General features: G+C 52.7%; 14 protein-coding genes and 1 tRNA gene. 6 read left to right on the top strand and 9 right to left on the bottom strand.

Annotated features, from left to right (window positions below):
• Positions 1 to 13: 13 nt before the first annotated feature.
• Positions 14 to 607, top strand: coding sequence for an XTP/dITP diphosphatase (locus ACREYP_RS02785; protein ID WP_336819446.1), 594 nt, complete (start codon positions 14 to 16; stop codon positions 605 to 607).
• A complete protein-coding gene (gene hemW / locus ACREYP_RS02780; protein WP_336819448.1) occupies positions 600 to 1,742 on the top strand; it encodes a radical SAM family heme chaperone HemW in 1,143 nt (380 codons plus the stop codon). The genes ACREYP_RS02785 and hemW overlap by 8 nt, the downstream gene beginning before the upstream one ends.
• 159 nt (positions 1,743 to 1,901) lie before the next feature.
• Here hemW and ACREYP_RS02775 read toward each other — a convergent pair whose 3' ends face one another.
• The 3 genes from ACREYP_RS02775 to trmB form a co-directional block, all read right to left on the bottom strand.
• Positions 1,902 to 2,618, bottom strand: coding sequence for a YggN family protein (locus ACREYP_RS02775; RefSeq protein WP_008461536.1), 717 nt, complete (start codon positions 2,616 to 2,618; stop codon positions 1,902 to 1,904).
• A 69-nt stretch (positions 2,619 to 2,687) separates the two neighbouring features.
• Positions 2,688 to 3,014 (bottom strand): YggL family protein, encoded by a 327-nt coding sequence (locus ACREYP_RS02770; RefSeq protein ID WP_008461534.1) that lies wholly within the window; start codon positions 3,012 to 3,014, stop codon positions 2,688 to 2,690.
• Positions 3,014 to 3,733 carry a tRNA (guanosine(46)-N7)-methyltransferase TrmB gene (trmB, locus tag ACREYP_RS02765; RefSeq protein ID WP_166868480.1) on the bottom strand — a complete coding sequence of 240 codons (720 nt, stop codon included), beginning with the start codon at positions 3,731 to 3,733 and terminating at the stop codon, positions 3,014 to 3,016. Before trmB ends, ACREYP_RS02770 begins: the two co-directional genes overlap by 1 nt.
• Before the next feature lie 155 nt (positions 3,734 to 3,888).
• Here trmB and mutY point away from each other — a divergent pair, with 155 nt between their 5' ends.
• The 3 genes from mutY to mltC are packed head-to-tail and all read left to right on the top strand — an operon-like array spanning position 3,889 to position 6,372.
• Positions 3,889 to 4,971: an A/G-specific adenine glycosylase gene (gene mutY, locus ACREYP_RS02760; protein ID WP_336819450.1), complete on the top strand. Its 1,083-nt coding sequence runs from the start codon at positions 3,889 to 3,891 to the stop codon at positions 4,969 to 4,971.
• A gap of 2 nt (positions 4,972 to 4,973) precedes the next feature.
• On the top strand, positions 4,974 to 5,249 hold the full coding sequence (locus ACREYP_RS02755) for an oxidative damage protection protein (RefSeq protein ID WP_008461529.1): 276 nt from the start codon (positions 4,974 to 4,976) through the stop codon (positions 5,247 to 5,249).
• Between the two features lie 43 nt (positions 5,250 to 5,292).
• Entirely contained in the window at positions 5,293 to 6,372 is a 1,080-nt protein-coding gene (gene mltC, locus ACREYP_RS02750) for a membrane-bound lytic murein transglycosylase MltC (RefSeq protein ID WP_008461527.1), read from the top strand.
• 122 nt (positions 6,373 to 6,494) lie between these two features.
• Here mltC and ACREYP_RS02745 read toward each other — a convergent pair whose 3' ends face one another.
• On the bottom strand, positions 6,495 to 8,630 hold the full coding sequence (locus ACREYP_RS02745; RefSeq protein ID WP_008461526.1) for an ornithine decarboxylase: 2,136 nt from the start codon (positions 8,628 to 8,630) through the stop codon (positions 6,495 to 6,497).
• A gap of 432 nt (positions 8,631 to 9,062) precedes the next feature.
• Between ACREYP_RS02745 and ACREYP_RS02740 the strand changes: the two genes are divergently transcribed.
• A tRNA-Phe gene (locus ACREYP_RS02740) sits at positions 9,063 to 9,138 on the top strand.
• A gap of 747 nt (positions 9,139 to 9,885) precedes the next feature.
• On the opposite strand, the gene ACREYP_RS02735 is transcribed toward ACREYP_RS02740, so the two are convergent.
• From ACREYP_RS02735 to iolB, 5 genes are all read right to left on the bottom strand, one after another.
• The gene (locus ACREYP_RS02735) at positions 9,886 to 10,830 is read right to left on the bottom strand and encodes a hypothetical protein (RefSeq protein WP_008457044.1); all 945 of its coding nucleotides are present in this window, start codon (positions 10,828 to 10,830) and stop codon (positions 9,886 to 9,888) included.
• A 231-nt stretch (positions 10,831 to 11,061) separates the two neighbouring features.
• Positions 11,062 to 11,688: an IbrB-like domain-containing protein gene (locus ACREYP_RS02730; RefSeq protein WP_336818892.1), complete on the bottom strand. Its 627-nt coding sequence runs from the start codon at positions 11,686 to 11,688 to the stop codon at positions 11,062 to 11,064.
• On the bottom strand, positions 11,688 to 12,908 hold the full coding sequence (locus ACREYP_RS02725; RefSeq protein ID WP_336818891.1) for a phosphoadenosine phosphosulfate reductase: 1,221 nt from the start codon (positions 12,906 to 12,908) through the stop codon (positions 11,688 to 11,690). Before ACREYP_RS02725 ends, ACREYP_RS02730 begins: the two co-directional genes overlap by 1 nt.
• 514 nt (positions 12,909 to 13,422) lie before the next feature.
• The gene (gene gss, locus ACREYP_RS02720; protein WP_336818890.1) at positions 13,423 to 15,285 is read right to left on the bottom strand and encodes a bifunctional glutathionylspermidine amidase/synthase; all 1,863 of its coding nucleotides are present in this window, start codon (positions 15,283 to 15,285) and stop codon (positions 13,423 to 13,425) included.
• Between the two features lie 211 nt (positions 15,286 to 15,496).
• Positions 15,497 to 16,315, bottom strand: a complete 819-nt coding sequence (gene iolB, locus ACREYP_RS02715) for a 5-deoxy-glucuronate isomerase (protein WP_008457035.1) — start codon at positions 16,313 to 16,315, stop codon at positions 15,497 to 15,499.
• Positions 16,316 to 16,322 lie beyond the last annotated feature (7 nt).

Here is a 16,322-nt window from a genome sequence, read left to right as displayed (position 1 = left end):
CACAGGACTGACTATGCAAAAAGTCGTATTAGCTACCGGTAACGCCGGTAAAGTGCGTGAACTCGCCAGTCTGCTGGCGGATTTTGGCTTCGATGTGGTCGCGCAAACCGAGCTGAACGTAGAGTCTGTCGAAGAGACCGGCCTGACCTTTATTGAGAATGCGATTCTCAAGGCTCGCCATGCGGCTAAAGTGACCGGGCTACCGGCGCTGGCCGACGATTCCGGCCTGGCGGTGGATGCGCTGGGCGGCGCACCGGGTATCTATTCCGCACGCTACGCGGGCGAGGATGCCAGCGATCGGCAGAACCTCGACAAGCTTCTGGAAGCGCTCAACGACGTGCCGGACGATAAACGCCAGGCTCAGTTCCACTGCGTGCTCGTCTATATGCGTCACGCGGAAGACCCAACGCCGCTGGTGTTTCACGGTAGTTGGCCGGGCGTGATTAACCAGGCGCCAGCAGGGCAAGGTGGCTTTGGCTACGATCCTATCTTCTACGTTCCTTCCGAGGGTAAAACCGCGGCGGAGCTAACCCGCGATGAAAAGAGCGCGATCTCCCACCGTGGGCAAGCGCTGAAACTGTTACTGGAAGCAATGCGTAATGGCTAATTTGCCACCTCTTAGTCTCTACATTCACATCCCGTGGTGCGTACAGAAGTGCCCGTACTGTGACTTCAACTCCCACGCGCTGAAAGGCGACGTGCCGCACGACGAATACGTGAGCCATCTGCTGCACGACCTCGACCGCGACATGGCGCTTGCTCAGGGGCGTGAGGTAAAGACTATTTTCATTGGTGGCGGTACGCCAAGCCTGCTCTCCAGCGAAGCCATGCAAACGCTGCTGGACGGCGTGCGCTCACGCCTGAAGCTGGCAGACGACGCAGAAATCACCATGGAAGCCAACCCCGGCACGGTCGAAGCCGACCGCTTTGTTGGCTACCAGAAAGCGGGTGTGAATCGTATTTCTATCGGCGTTCAGAGCTTTAGCGAGCCCAAATTAAAGCGCCTGGGCCGTATTCATGATGCGGGTGAAGCCAAACGTGCCGCGAACCTGGCAAGCGGCCTGGGGCTGCGCAGCTTTAACCTTGACCTGATGCACGGCCTACCTGACCAGTCGCTCGAAGAGGCATTGGACGATCTGCGCCAGGCCATTGCCCTGAATCCCCCGCATCTTTCCTGGTATCAGTTGACCATCGAGCCGAACACGCTGTTTGGATCACGTCCGCCGAAGTTACCGGACGACGACGCGCTGTGGGATATCTTCGAGCAAGGCGATAAGCTACTGACCGCCGCGGGCTACCAGCAATACGAAACCTCAGCCTATGCTAAGCCCGGTTATCAGTGTCAGCACAACCTGAACTACTGGCGCTTTGGCGACTATTTGGGGATTGGCTGCGGCGCGCACGGCAAAATCTCCTTCCCGGACGGGCGTATTACGCGCACGGCGAAAACGCGCCATCCGCGCGGCTACATGGAAGGAAAGTACCTCGACCGCCAGCATGACGTTGAGCAGGCAGACAAACCGTTCGAATTCTTTATGAACCGTTTCCGCCTGCTGGAGGCCGCACCACGCAGTGAGTTCACGCTTTATACCGGTTTAGATGAAGCGATAATTCGCCCGCAGTTGGATGAGGCGCTGGCGAAAAACTATATGACGGAAACGGATGAACACTGGCAGATAACCGAGCACGGGAAACTGTTTTTAAATTCCCTGTTGGAGCTGTTTTTAGCCGACGAAGCGTAAGTTTTTACCCTCACCCCGGCCCTCTCCCAGAGGGAGAGGGGGAAAACAAGTGATGGGCGACATGACTTATTCCCTCTCTCTTTGAGGGAAAGAACTGGCGAAAGGGAACATGGTTTATCCCCTCTCCCCTTAGGGGAGAGGGTTAGGGTGAGGGGAAAATTACTTCAGCGCCCCCACAAGCCCTTTACGCTGATTTTCCAGCGACACCACCCGGTTACACACCTCGTGGCCGAACTGTTCAAAATCAGCCTGCTGATTATTCCATTCGTTCTGAACCGCCGTTTGCAGACCGCCCAGGTTACCCAGCACATTCTGCAGCGGGTTGCCGCCGCCTTTCAGCACCGCCTGCGCGCCCATTTCATTAATGCTGTCCTGCAGAATGCCGCCCATCGCCTGGTTCACCAACTGCTGACCATCGGCTCTCACCTGATCGACCGCTTTATAATGGAACGTCAGCCCGTCCTGGCGGCGCTCAATAATCCGGTTCATCTGCTCTTTTAACTGGGCATCCAGCTTGGTCAGGCGATTACGCATGCTGCTGCTTTCCCCAACCTGTTTAGCAATAATGCCGTCCAGCGCGACGCGGCTTTTCTCTACGCGAGAGCGAGCCCCATTATCGATCCACGGTAAATCCGTGCGCAGAGCTTTCTGGTAGTTCAGCGCCTGCTGGCGCTGTGCGGCGGTCAGCGTCTTCTGAACACCGTTGTATTGCACGCTGCCGTCAGGCGCGATGACCAGATTGCCGTTCTCACCCACAACCTGCACGGACTGCGGGTTAATCACCACGTCATCACGTGGATTGACGCTGCACTGATAGTCCGCGTGTGCCGAAGCGGCGGTGACCAGCAGCGCGCCTAAAAGAACCTTACGGATCATATTTTCTCCTGAAAAATCAGCTCCTGAAAAAAAGGCTGGTTAATTAACCAGCCTGTTTTTTGCTAAAGCTTAATCCCACCAGACGTCGAACAGATCGCTGATGCGAACATCTTCGAGTTTGCGGTCTTCTAACCATTTACGCACCAGCGCCTGATGCTCTTCGGTGCATTTGCCAATCTCTTCCATGCACACCAGACCTTCCCAGACCAGGTAACCGCTGCCGTCAAACGCCAGCTTGTTCGGCGCGATCACTTCGGCGATCAGCTCGTCCACGGTTTTATCAATTTGCTCTTCGGAAGTGCCCTCCGGGAAGCGCCAGGCAATCGAGAAGCCCAGTTCCTGGAACTCTTCGATATGCATTTTCTTACGCAGACGACGGCTACGATTCTTTGCCATTATTTCACCCTCTCGAACATTAAGTCCCATACGCCGTGACCAAGACGATGGCCACGTTGTTCAAATTTGGTTACCGGACGTGAGTCCGGACGCGGTACGTAGTCGTGACTCTCCGACTGGTTTTTATACCCTTCGATAGAGGACATCACTTCGAGCATATGTTCAGCATAAGGTTCCCAGTCGGTAGCCATATGGAACACGCCGCCCAGCTTCAGCTTGCGTTTTACCAGGTCAGCAAACGGTGCCTGAACAATACGGCGTTTATTATGACGTGCTTTATGCCATGGATCAGGGAAAAACAGCTGAACCATGTTCAAAGAATTGTCAGGAATCATGTTTTCCAGCACTTCCACCGCGTCGTGGCACATCACGCGGAGGTTCTCCACGCCGGCCTCATGCGCGGTGCTCAGGCAGGCGCCCACGCCCGGCGAATGCACTTCAATACCGAGATAGTTATGCTGCGGATTGGTTTGTGCCATGGTTACCAGCGAAGTGCCCATACCAAAACCGATCTCCAGCGTGACAGGCGCTTCGCGGCCAAAAATCTCGCTAAAGTCGGCAGGCTCGGCCTGGAACTCAACGCCCATCACCGGCCAGTAGTTATCCAGCGCATGCTGCTGGCCTTTTGTCAGACGCCCCTGGCGACGGACAAAGCTGCGGATGCGGCGCAGCACACGGCCTTCTTCATTAAATTCCGGTGAAATGACGTCATTCTTCATGGTTTTCTTAACGCTTCGCTTAGTGTTCGGGAAACGGGCATTATCCAAAGTTAAGGACGAGAAGCAAGTGGCAGAAAGTTCCGGTTTACAGCTTTACGCCGCTGTGCTGGAATCGGCTCCTTTATTACACCTTTGCCGGATATCCCGCGTTGACCATGCAAGCTCCTCAATTCGCCCAACAAGTCCTCGACTGGTACCACAAGTATGGGCGCAAAACCCTGCCGTGGCAGCAGGAGAAAACGCCTTATAAAGTATGGCTCTCTGAGGTAATGTTGCAACAAACCCAGGTCGCGACGGTCATCCCTTATTTTGAGCGCTTTATGGCGCGTTTCCCCACCGTGACCGACCTGGCGAACGCCCCGCTGGACGAAGTGCTGCACCTGTGGACGGGGCTGGGCTATTACGCTCGTGCGCGCAATCTGCATAAAGCCGCTAAGCAGGTTGCCAATAAACACGGTGGCGTTTTCCCTGAAACGTATGACGAAGTGGCCGACCTGCCTGGCGTCGGGCGCTCAACCGCAGGCGCGATTCTGTCTCTTTCGTTGGGTAAACACTTCCCGATTCTCGATGGCAACGTAAAGCGCGTGCTCGCCCGTTGCTATGCCGTTTCCGGCTGGCCGGGCAAAAAAGAGGTTGAAAACCGCCTCTGGGAAATCAGCGAACGCGTAACCCCTGCACAGGGCGTTAGCCAGTTTAATCAGGCGATGATGGACCTCGGGGCCATGGTCTGCACCCGCTCAAAGCCAAAATGCGAGCTTTGCCCGCTGAACAACGGCTGCGTGGCCTATGCCAACCACAGCTGGGCGAACTATCCCGGCAAGAAGCCTAAAGTGACGCTGCCTGAACGCACCGGCTATATGCTGATGATGCAGCATGGCGATGAAGTCTTCCTGGCGCAGCGTCCGGCGGTCGGGCTATGGGGAGGCCTATTCTGCTTCCCACAGTTCGCTGAAGAACAGGAATTACATCGCTGGCTGGAGCAGAGAGGTATTCCGGCAGATAATCTCACGCAGTTAACGGCTTTCCGCCACACTTTTAGCCATTTCCACTTAGACATTGTGCCGATGTGGCTTCCGGTGTCGTCCATGGACAGCTGCATGGATGAAGGCCCCGCTCTCTGGTATAACTTAGGCCAGCCACCGTCTGTCGGGCTGGCGGCTCCCGTGGAACGCCTGCTACAACAATTACGAGCCGAACCGGTTGCCTTAGCGCCCGTTCGTGCCGAAGAAGAGGAATAATCATGAGCAGAACGATTTTTTGTACTTACCTGCAGCGCGACGCTGAAGGCCAGGATTTCCAGCTGTACCCGGGCGAACTGGGCAAGCGGATCTACAACGAAATCTCCAAAGAAGCCTGGGCGCAGTGGCAGTCCAAGCAGACCATGCTGATCAATGAAAGAAAGATGAGCATGATGAACCCGGAACACCGCAAAGAGCTGGAAAACGAGATGGTCAATTTCCTGTTTGAAGGGAAAGAAGTCCATATCGAAGGCTTCACCCCGCCAGAAAAACAGTAATCGTCGGCACCTTTTTGCAAACACAACACGCATACACGGAATGATGAAAAAACTTCTCGCGCTGGCTCTCGTGGCCCCGTTGCTGATCTCCTGTTCCAGTAAAAAAGGCGATGACGCTTTTAACGAAGCCTACGTAAAGGACACCAACGGGTTTGATATTTTGATGGGGCAATTTGCCAACAACATCGAAAATATCTGGGGTATGAAAGAGGTCCTGATCGCAGGCCCGAAAGATTACGTCAAATACACCGACCAATATCTGACGCGTAGCCATATCAACTTTGATGAAGGTACCATCACCGTTGAGACCATCGCGGGCACCGATCCTGCCGCGCACCTGCGCCAGGCCATCATTACCACCCTGCTGATGGGAGACGATCCTGGCTCAATAGATCTCTATTCCGATGCCAACGACGTCCAGATCTCCAAAGAGCCGTTCCTTTACGGGCAGGTCGTGGATAACACCGGCCAGCCCATTCGCTGGGAAGGCCGTGCGACGAAGTTTGCCGACTACCTGCTGCAAACGCGCCTGCAAAAGCGCAGTACTGGGCTGAAAATCGTCTATAGCGTGACCATCAATCTTGTGCCTAACCACCTCGACAAACGAGCACATAAATACATCGGTATGGTGCGTAAAGCGTCGAAGAAATACGGCGTGGACGAGTCACTGATTCTGGCCATCATGCAGACGGAATCCAGCTTCAACCCGTATGCGGTAAGCCACGCGGATGCACTGGGCCTGATGCAGGTTGTTCAGCACAGCGCCGGGGTTGACGTGTTTAAGGCGCAGGGGAAATGGGGCAAACCAAGCCGCAGCTTCCTGTTCGACCCGGAAAGCAACATTGATACCGGCACGGCCTATCTGGCGATTTTGCAGAACAGCTATCTGGGGCAGATTGATAACCCAACGTCACGTCGCTATGCGGTGATTACGGCCTATAACGGCGGCGCGGGCAGCGTGCTGCGGGTGTTCTCTAACGATAAGATGCAGGCGTTTAGCCTGATTAACAGCATGGCGCCGGGCGATGTCTATCAAACGTTGACCACGCGACATCCGTCCGCAGAGTCTCGTCGTTACCTGTACAAAGTGAATAACGCCCAGAAGAGCTATCGCCGGCGGTAATTTACCCTCTCCCTAACCCTCTCCCTAAAAGGGAGAGGGGACTTTCCGGGAATACACTTCTTCACCCTTCTTTCCTCCCTCGCCCCCTTGGGGAGAGGGCTGGGGTGAGGGGCTATTCCCTCTTACTTCAGCATGTAGCCGTACAGCCGCTTAATGCCGTCCGAATCCGTCTCGCTGTACACGCCCTGCAGCTCAGGGGAGAAGCCCGGCAGCATATTCACGCCCTCTTCCAGCGCCAGGAAGTAACGCAGTGCCGCCCCGCCCCAAACTTCACCCGGCACCACGCAAAGCACGCCCGGAGGATAAGGCAACGCGCCTTCCGCCGCGATACGTCCTTCAGATTCGCTCAGGCGCACCAGCTCCACGTTGCCGCGAATAAACTCGATGTTGGCGTCCTGCGGGTTCACCACCACGGCAGGCAGGCTCTCCTTGCGGAACATCGCCTTCTGCAGCTCTTTGACCTCAAAACTCACGTACAGATCGTGCATCTCCTGGCAAAGCTGGCGCAGGGTGTAGCCCTTGTAGCGCACCGGGTATTTCTGATAAATCGTGGGCAGCACATCCGCCAGCGGCGTGTCGTCCTCAATATGCTGTTCAAACTGCGCCAGCATGGCCACCAACTGAGCCAGCTTCTCGTGGCTCTCCGCCGGGGTAAGCAGGAACAAGATCGAGTTAAGATCCGACTTCTCCGGCACAATTCCGTTTTCACGCAGATAGTTAGCGAGGATTGCCGCTGGCACACCGAACTCGGTGTAGCGCCCGGTTTCGGGATCGATGCCCGGCGTGGTTAGAAGCAGCTTGCAGGGATCGACAAAATATTCGTCCTTCGCATAACCTTCAAAACCGTGCCAGCGCTCACCGGGTTCAAAGCTGAAGAAGCGGCGCTCCTGAGCAATCTTCTCCGTGGGGTGATCCTGCCACGGCCGCCCGGCCACTTCCGGCGGAATAAACGGTTTGATCATCTTACAGTTAGCGATAATCGCCTTGCGTGCTTCAATGCCCAGTGCCACACATTCCGCCCACAGGCGACGACCACTTTCTCCCTCGTGGATCTTGGCATTTACATCCAGCGCGGCAAACAGCGGGTAAAACGGACTGGTTGAAGCATGCAGCATGAAAGCATTGTTAAGCCGCTTGTGCGGGCAAAAACGGGCCTGACCGCGAAGATGGTTATCTTTCTTATGGATCTGCGAAGTCTGGGAGAATCCGGCCTGCTGCTTGTGAACCGATTGAGTGACAAAGATCCCCGGATCGTTTTCATTCAGCTCCAGTAACAGCGGCGAACAGTCCGCCATCATCGGAATAAACTGCTCGTAGCCGACCCAGGCCGAATCAAAGAGGATGTAATCGCACAGATGGCCGATGTTATCTACCACCTGGCGAGCGTTATAAATTGTGCCGTCATAGGTGCCGAGCTGGATCACCGCCAGGCGGAAAGGCCTTGCCTCCTGAGCTCGTTCAGGTGCCACTTCCGTAATCAGCTCCCGCAGGTATTTCTCATCAAAACAGTGCGCATCAATGCCGCCGATAAAGCCAAAGGGATTGCGGGAAGCTTCCAGATAAACCGGCGTAGCACCGGCCTGGATGAGTGCGCCGTGGTGGTTTGATTTATGGTTGTTGCGGTCAAACAGCACCAGATCGCCGCGTGTCAGTAGAGCATTGGTCACCACTTTGTTCGCCGCAGAGGTACCGTTAAGCACGAAATAAGTTTTGTCGGCGTGGAAAACTTTCGCGGCAAACTTCTGCGCGTGCTTAGCTGAGCCTTCGTGGATCAGCAGGTCACCCAGCTTAACGTCCGCGTTGCACATGTCTGCACGAAATACGTTCTCACCAAAGAAATCATAAAACTGCCGTCCCGCCGGGTGTTTTTTAAAGAATTTCCCGTGCTGGTGCCCCGGGCAGGCAAAAGTGCTGTTGCCCATCGCCACGTATTTGGTCAGCGTGTTGAAGAACGGTGGCAACAGATCTTCTTCGTAGCCGCTGGCCGCGGTTTCCAGCTCCAGAAAATCCTGCGCTTTCCCGGCAATCACGCCGGTTACCGCAGGCAAACCGTCAACGGCGGTTTCGCTAAAAATAAACACCGGCAAATTAAAACCCGAGCGTTTAAGCAAGGCCAGAATGCCGCTGCGGCTGTCCGCAACGGAGATGACAACTGCCGCCACATCGGTGAAGTCGGTCTCGTCGAGCGTGACCACTTCACGATGCGTTGAGAGTAATGCAGCCACGTCGTGGCTGGCGGCAATTTTCAGTGATTTCATAAGCACAAATCCCCGTCTGCAAGGATGAGTGAGTGCCATCCGGCACGGCAAAGGGAAAATTCCCCAACGAAGGCGTTCTGAAGGTCTTAGGTGTGAATCCACTTCGACCGCCAGACATCAGTAAAACCAGGAGATTCCTGATTTTACTGATGTCCTGCAGCGAGCAAGCATTGCCCTCACCGCATGGTGAGCAAGGGACTTCGGAAGGTTATAGCCGCACGGACGAGCACCATCCCGAAAGATGCATGGGAATTGAGAGTGAACATCAAGGCGCCCCGTAGTGGATAAGAAAACTGGCGCAATCATGGCACCTTCTGCCAGGGGGTTCAACATGAAGTCTGTAACAGCCCGCACATAAATCAGGCAAACGCACCGTGCCGTGCAACAAAGCCATTGACGCGGAATGGGGTTTACGGTTTAATGCGCCCCGTTGCCCGGATAGCTCAGTCGGTAGAGCAGGGGATTGAAAATCCCCGTGTCCTTGGTTCGATTCCGAGTCCGGGCACCACTATTTAGAAGAACCCGCCTATGGCGGGTTTTTTGCTTTTGGCGAAACGGACTCTGCATCGAACTGAAAGTCGATTATTCGTCTCATCCCTGAGACTCACCCCTTCGGGGCCAGCGCAAGCGCTGTTCAAAAACGTTCCCGACGTTTTTGTCCGAGTCCGGGCACCACTATTTAGAAGAACCCGCCTATGGCGGGTTTTTTGCTTTTGGCGAAACGGACTCTGCATCGAACTGAAAGTCGATTATTCGTCTCATCCCTGAGACTCACCCCTTCGGGGCCAGCGCAAGCGCTGTTCAAAAACGTTCCCGACGTTTTTGTCCGAGTCCGGGCACCACTATTTAGAAGAACCCGCCTATGGCGGGTTTTTTGCTTTTGGCGAAACGGACTCTGCATCGAACTGAAAGTCGATTATTCGTCTCATCCCTGAGACTCACCCCTTCGGGGCCAGCGCAAGCGCTGTTCAAAAACGTTCCCGACGTTTTAGTATTCGTTTCATCCCTGAGACTCACCCCATAAGGGGCCAGCGCAAGCGCTGTTCAAAAACGTTCCCGACGTTTTAGTATTCGTTTCATCCCTGAGACTCACCCCATAAGGGGCCAGCGCAAGCGCTGTTCAAAAACGTTCCTGACGTTTTAGTATTCGTCTCATCCCTCAGACTCACCCCATAAGGGGCCAGCGCAAGCGTTGTTCAAAAACGTTCCCGTTTTACACGATACAAATTTTCAGGGCTAATATTGAGAATGCATATTAGGCAAAACTATAATTTGATAATTTAAAAATCTCAGGAGAATGAGAGCTTTGCTCAAATCCAGCATTGATAATAACCTGGTTCAATGGATTTACGCGCAATAACCCTCGCTTCGACCAACAGCAAGTAAATTCTTTAAGATTATTTACTCGCAGTAATTTTTTAATAAATTCTAAATCTCCAAGAACCATCTCTATCAGTTGAGGACCGATCTGTCCACTGGAGAGAAGATCCTCGATCCCTGCATAAAAAGGACGGTAAGATATTCCATTTAATCTGATTATATCTGTTGCAGGAAGTCCAGAATACATATTCAGGCCAGTTCGCCCAACGACTATAATCTCATTGTAGTTGGCCGCAGTTTGTTGACGCATCATATGATGGTGAATTTCCTCAACTGATAACAAAGTATTATAAGGTTTATTCATTATAAAGTTATGCTTATTAGGCCTATTTTTCCCTTGAAATATAGCGTCTGCCAAAGCGTAACTATCGACCAGTGCTCCTGAAGGAACAGCTCCCTCCCTACCCGCAAAATTAGGGAATGATACATCCTGTAGGTGAGTGCCCAGAATATTTTGCACAGGTACATTTAAATCCAATGTAATAGCGAGCGGTGCTCCACCACATCCCGCTAAACGAGCCGGTATTTTTTTTGCAATGCAGCAACATGAAATAACATCCCAACTATTTAAGATCGACACAGCAGAACGTTGCTCGAATGGAGATATAACATTTCGACCAGCTCGACTCATACTACACACGCTACTAACAGTATGAATAATTTTAAGATCGCCATTTATATCGGTTCGCCGCCGCCAACCATCGAGTATTCTCTTAGTCTCCAGTTCACTATATTTTTTATTTAGATATTCATCTCTAAACCTTGCAATTTTATTCTTGTCAAGTTTCTCGCCAAACTTTTTCAAGTTAATATTTAACATAAAAACCTTACATTAGAAAATGGTGAACATTGAAAACACATTAAACACCATCAAATATAAACTCAACAAAAATTGGCTTAACTACTTCAAAATACGTTCATTAAAACATTAACATACATTAATTAAGACTCTTATAACGCCATTAATCATTTGCACCTACAATATTTATCGTCCAGACACACAACTTAAAGCCCCCCAAAAGCGGTTTTTATTTTTACTATTTAAAACGCGCTATTTTATCGTCCACGCATCACTAAACTGTTCGCTACTGAACAGCTCAGACAGGCCGCTAATCTGCTTCAGGCGCAGCACTTCATCAGCGTCCATCCCCAATTCTGATCCGATTTTCAAATCATCCCAGCCCAGACGGGAAAGATCGCGGACAATATCGGACATCGCCGTTACCTGATGTTTTCCACGCGCCCGGTTATGACGCACCGTCGCGGCAATACATTCGGCTTCGCCACTGGATTCCAGGTTTACCACCGTAATAGGAAGAAAACCGTTAATTCTCTTTTTTGCCACAGGCGATGTTTTTCCTACCAAATGCCGGTGAAACCCATCCACGACCTGAAACTTATCTTTCAGCGGCGTCACCACAATAGGCTGAGTGAATCCATCTGTCTCAATTGAAAGCTGTAACAAGCTTCGTTCAACGGGTGCCATAACGTTAGGGTTATAATCATTGGCCACAATATCGCCCTCACGAATCCAAAGGACACAATCAACCGGCTCTTTTTTAAAAGGGCTGTGCTGATGCATGACTTTTTTGACTTCATTGATTGCGGCCACTTTTGACTCATCCGATTCGACGGAAGAAAGATAATTATCCAGTTGTTTTAATAGCGTATTAAGCATCAGAGGATCCCCCACATTTGTCGTTTCTTTTGTATCCTTTCAAGGTACCGGTCGTAGTGCAGTGACTTATTAGGGCTAAATGATAGCGTCCGACACCAAAAGTCATTCTTTAATAGCGTCTTACATATCCGTCGCCACGAGGGTATATCTCTCGAGCCGGAATCTTTATCCTGTTCATCAGGGATGTTTTCTGGAAACTCTCGTTCTCTATACCATTTTAAATAAATGGCAATTTTATTCTTGTAATGCTCCGCCGTTTTTTCCGGCATCGATGCCAGTAAAAACATGGCGTACTCTTGCCAGGTTAAATGGTTCGGTTTTGTGATGCTAGTATTGCGGGCATAGAAAGAACCGCTCTGGTGCGCATAAATAGCGCCGCTATTGGCGCCAGCTACGCGCATGCATACCCGGGACCAGGTTTCCGGCTCCAGAACATGGTAGAGCCAAAGCCCACGGCGCGCCTCCGGGCCAAAAGGTTCACACACCCTCATCGCTTTCATAGGGACACCGGCGCGATACATCAGGTCATAAAGCGGGTTTCCGGCAGCTTTGTATTTGCCGTTAAAAATCCAGATGTCCCGTACCTTCCAGTCGTACAAAGGATAAGCGACACAAAAATTGCCCTCCCGGCTGGCCGTAGTCCAGGGCTTATCATCGGCATAGCGGGTTTTGCTTTGTGAAGCCAGCGCTAAAAAACGGTTGAGGGATTCGTCGGCCCGGATACCGGTTAACGTGGCCAGACCTTTATCGCCGGAAAGCCAGCGCGAGAACGCTGGCATAAACTCTTCAAAGGTCATGCCATATCGATAGAAGGGGAAGAAGTTTGGATCGGTAATGGCGTCTTCCGGCGGCTGGCGAACCCATTCCACGCCCTTCTCCCAGCAAATCCATTCCGGCTGAGCCTGCGAAACCCCGTTCACCGTGGTTAGCGGCAAAGCGACCCAGTAAAAATGCCCAACGATATCGTCATATTGCTGCCTGAGTCGCAATACATGGTCGATGGTATACTGGAACTGAACTTCCCAGTCGATAAACAGCACGTCAAACTGACGCTCCCGGCGGCGAGCGATTTCAGCCACAAGGTGAAAAAGCACGCTGGAATCCTTTCCACCGGAAAAAGAGACGCAGACCTGATCAAAGGTATCGAATACCCAATCGATTCTCTTTTTAGAAGCATTAAGAACATTATCATCAAGAATGATTTTTTTATCTTTTCTCACAAAAACTCCCTTTTACTGCTGTCTCAACATTACTACGACAGCAAAATCCCTGCATTTCGTTCAATCCACCCAGGATATCTTAGCGCACCAGCCTGGTAATATCCTCCGCCAGGAAACCACGCTCTCCGGATAAAACATTTACATAAATTATGATTCGCATATTTTATATAAACACCATCAATACCGCAGTGCGGTTATGTTATATCCAGCCTCAACCCCAGACAATAAAAATTTAAAATCATCAAGAAAAAACCGTAATCAATTGAATTATCTATATTTAAAATGCAAACAAAAAAAACACATCAACAAAAAATCAAAGAAGCCCTATCTACAGCCTGGCGTTAATTTTATTAAAATAATCGCAGATTAATAAAATGGATAACCACGATAGAAATAAGAAATAGCGCAGGCTATGCCGAAACAGAATAGATGAACTACCGTAGTATAAGCGGGCGACTTGCCCGGATCGAAGCAACATCCGGGCCATCAACTCATCCTTAGGTACGATCAACCGCTACCTGTCTTTGACCACAATCAGCGGCTCGATATCGCTCTCTTTTTTAATCACCAGCGAATCATCGCCACGCAGGCAAGTGCCACCGTAGCTGCCGCCCACGGTAAAAGTGCAGACCTGGATGTACTTGCCATCCACCTTCGGCAGGCACCACAGCTGCTGATAGATATTCTTGCGATCCACGAACTTGCCGCTGGTTTTATCCAGCAGTTCATCATGGTGGCTGACCAGATCGATATTGCTGCCGCAGCGCCCGGCAATTGGCTTCACCGCGTAGCCGGTTTTTGACAGCAGGTTGTTCACCTCGAAATCCGTATCCAGCAGGTAACGGTGGTTCGGGAACAGCTGCCAGAGCACCGGCAGAATGGCTTTATTACCGGGGATCACCGTCCACAGCGGTTCAAACACCAGCACTTCCGGGCGAAGCAAGACGTCAATCAGGCGCACTTCTCCCTGTGGATGGCCGGTACGGATCGGCACGGCGGCATATTCGGTTTCGCTAACCTCACGAATTTGCTCAATCGCGGTTTCCCACGCCCAGGTTTTCCAGACACAGTTCACCGCCCGGCCGTCATTATCAATAAGCTGCCCGGCGCTGTCCCAGCTCAACTCGCCCAGGCCGTGCAATATTTTGGTGTCAAACCCGGCCTGCATCAGCGAACGCTGCATAAACAACGCGTGGTAATCCTCCTCGGCGTCATTGTCCTGCATAATATGGACAAACGGCCGGGCGCTGCTGTGCTTCCAGGCTCCGGTAAGCTCTTCCAGCAACCCTTCCGCCGGATTATGCCCGGTTCCCCGGTATCCCGTCTTAACCCACTCCTCAAGGATAAGCCCACTTTCGGTGTGGCAGGAGGCTGAATCGGCGTTGTATTCGTACACCTTCAGCCCGCGCTCATCCATGCAAAAATCCATGCGGCCGCTGACCATCTGGTGGCGGCGCCATTGCCAGGAAAGCCTCAGACGCGGCCAGAGAATTTTGGGAATATCAAAGAGTGCCAGAAGACTGTCGTCTTTCAGCACTTTATCCGTGGCGTGCAGGTACATCAGGTGTAGCTCGTTGGTGGCCTTGATCAGTTCCTGCTCGGCGCTTTCGGTAATAGTGAAATACTGGCAAGGATCTTTATTAATAATGTGGCCATTGGCCTGTATATAGGCCAGTTGGAGTTCATCTTTTTCATTCAGCCATTTGCCGTCGAACTGGCGCTTATTGGCCAGGCGAGCCCCACCAATTTTTAGCGCTTCACCGCCGATTTCCGGCTGCGGCTCGCTGTCGGTCGTCTCTTCAGTTTGAATCATCCAGCCAAGAATCGACGTGTCGGCAAACGTATCCTGCAGCGTGTAGTGACCGTCGCGCTCAACCAGGGTTAGCTCGCGCGTCCACTGCTGCCCGACGGGTAACGGCGCATGAATCACGTTCTGCTCGGCGATGCGCACTTTGTTGCCGATAAGCTGAGTGATCACCGCGACATGGCCGGTTTCATGAAATTCGCCGCCCTTCTGCCAGATAAGCAACGCGCCCGCCTCCGGCGCTCGTTTTGAGCCATTCGCAAAGGCCTGCAGCGGCAGAATATTGTCGTTCACCACCTGACGTAAAAATCGCAGCGAGAAGATTTCCCACGCCATGTGAACGTCGGTGAAGACAAAGCCGTAGTTTAAGAAGAGAAAGCGGCGGGCAAACTCCACGCACTGCCATTTGTGGCCCATGTATTCGTTGCCGATGTAGCTGCGAAACTCCGCGTCTTCGGGGTAATTTTTCGGGTCGAGGCTGCCGTAATTAGAGGAGTAAATCGCTACGCCACCCGGCGCATAGCCCAGAAGTGTACCAAAGGGCGAATCGTTGTCTGGTGTTCCTGTATGCATGTGTCCAACCTAAATCAGGCAGGCGGCAAAGGTCACGCGGATTGTCGTCTGCACGTTAAAATTAACCTGACAGAGAAGCCGTTATCATACACCTCTGCCAACGGTTTTGTGCAGTCGCGCTTCGTTTAAACAGACATATTCCGGCAGGTCGGGGCCCAAAGAAAAAGGCTGCCTCAGCGGGCAGCCTTTGTTAAAAAGTGACTCAGCCAGTTTATTTGTTCCCGTACTCGCTGCCGTTAACCCAGGCGTGATCTTTCTCCCAGGTAAACATCCACTTGCGTACCGGCCCCGCCATCACGTTCAAATAATAGCTGTCGTATCCGGCCACCGTCGCCACCGGGTGGTAGCCTTTCGGCACTTTCACCACGTCTTTGTCGTACACCGCCATGCACTCATCCAACGAGCGGTCATCGGTATACACACGCTGCAGACAGAACCCCTGCGGCGGGTTGAGGCGGTGATAATAAGTCTCTTCGAGATAGGTTTCGTTGGGCGGATTATCGGTGTCGTGCTTGTGGCTCGGGTACGAGCTGGTGCAGCCCTCGTTGGTATACACCTCCACCACCAGCAGGCTGTCGGCGGGCTTATCCTCCGGCAGAATATTGTGGACATAGCGCTGGTTGTGGCCTTTGCCGCGCGCCTCGGCATCAATATCCTGCGGGGCAATCAGTCGCGTGGCGTAAGTCCCTTTACCCGGCGCGGAGCAAACGGCCAGTTCGAGCGCGGTGAGCGCCAGAACCTTAACCGTCTCGCCGGACGTCACGTACACGGCCCAGGGTTTACGGCGCTCAAACGGGCTCATGCGGTCGCCTATTTCAGGGAAGCGAGCGAGCGGCGTGTCCACCGTCGCACGTCCTGCGACCAGCACCAGGCAACGCTCTTCCTCCACGGCGGGCAGTTCCAGAACCTGCCCTTCCTGAAGCTGATAAGCGGCGAATCCCACGTAGCCCCAGCCCGCGTTTTCCGGCGTGACGCACTGCGTCTGCCCCTGCGCGTCCGGCCGCTGCCAGCGGGAAAGTAATTCGGCCATGCTCCCT

Source organism: Enterobacter sp. TMH.L2 (genome assembly GCF_050847315.1).
GTDB lineage: Bacteria > Pseudomonadota > Gammaproteobacteria > Enterobacterales > Enterobacteriaceae > Cedecea.
Note: the sequence above shows the minus strand (reverse complement) of the source record. Positions and strands in the feature narration are given on the sequence as shown.

What these genes read in the sequence shown, in the direction of transcription:
- ACREYP_RS02785 (WP_336819446.1), top strand. Translation starts at nt 14, where the DNA reads ATGCAAAAAGTCGTATTAGCTACCGGTAACGCCGGTAAAGTGCGTGAA.
- hemW (WP_336819448.1), top strand. Translation starts at nt 600, where the DNA reads ATGGCTAATTTGCCACCTCTTAGTCTCTACATTCACATCCCGTGGTGC.
- ACREYP_RS02775 (WP_008461536.1), bottom strand. Translation starts at nt 2,618, where the DNA reads ATGATCCGTAAGGTTCTTTTAGGCGCGCTGCTGGTCACCGCCGCTTCG.
- ACREYP_RS02770 (WP_008461534.1), bottom strand. Translation starts at nt 3,014, where the DNA reads ATGGCAAAGAATCGTAGCCGTCGTCTGCGTAAGAAAATGCATATCGAA.
- trmB (WP_166868480.1), bottom strand. Translation starts at nt 3,733, where the DNA reads ATGAAGAATGACGTCATTTCACCGGAATTTAATGAAGAAGGCCGTGTG.
- mutY (WP_336819450.1), top strand. Translation starts at nt 3,889, where the DNA reads ATGCAAGCTCCTCAATTCGCCCAACAAGTCCTCGACTGGTACCACAAG.
- ACREYP_RS02755 (WP_008461529.1), top strand. Translation starts at nt 4,974, where the DNA reads ATGAGCAGAACGATTTTTTGTACTTACCTGCAGCGCGACGCTGAAGGC.
- mltC (WP_008461527.1), top strand. Translation starts at nt 5,293, where the DNA reads ATGAAAAAACTTCTCGCGCTGGCTCTCGTGGCCCCGTTGCTGATCTCC.
- ACREYP_RS02745 (WP_008461526.1), bottom strand. Translation starts at nt 8,630, where the DNA reads ATGAAATCACTGAAAATTGCCGCCAGCCACGACGTGGCTGCATTACTC.
- ACREYP_RS02735 (WP_008457044.1), bottom strand. Translation starts at nt 10,830, where the DNA reads ATGTTAAATATTAACTTGAAAAAGTTTGGCGAGAAACTTGACAAGAAT.
- ACREYP_RS02730 (WP_336818892.1), bottom strand. Translation starts at nt 11,688, where the DNA reads ATGCTTAATACGCTATTAAAACAACTGGATAATTATCTTTCTTCCGTC.
- gss (WP_336818890.1), bottom strand. Translation starts at nt 15,285, where the DNA reads ATGCATACAGGAACACCAGACAACGATTCGCCCTTTGGTACACTTCTG.
- iolB (WP_008457035.1), bottom strand. Translation starts at nt 16,315, where the DNA reads ATGGCCGAATTACTTTCCCGCTGGCAGCGGCCGGACGCGCAGGGGCAG.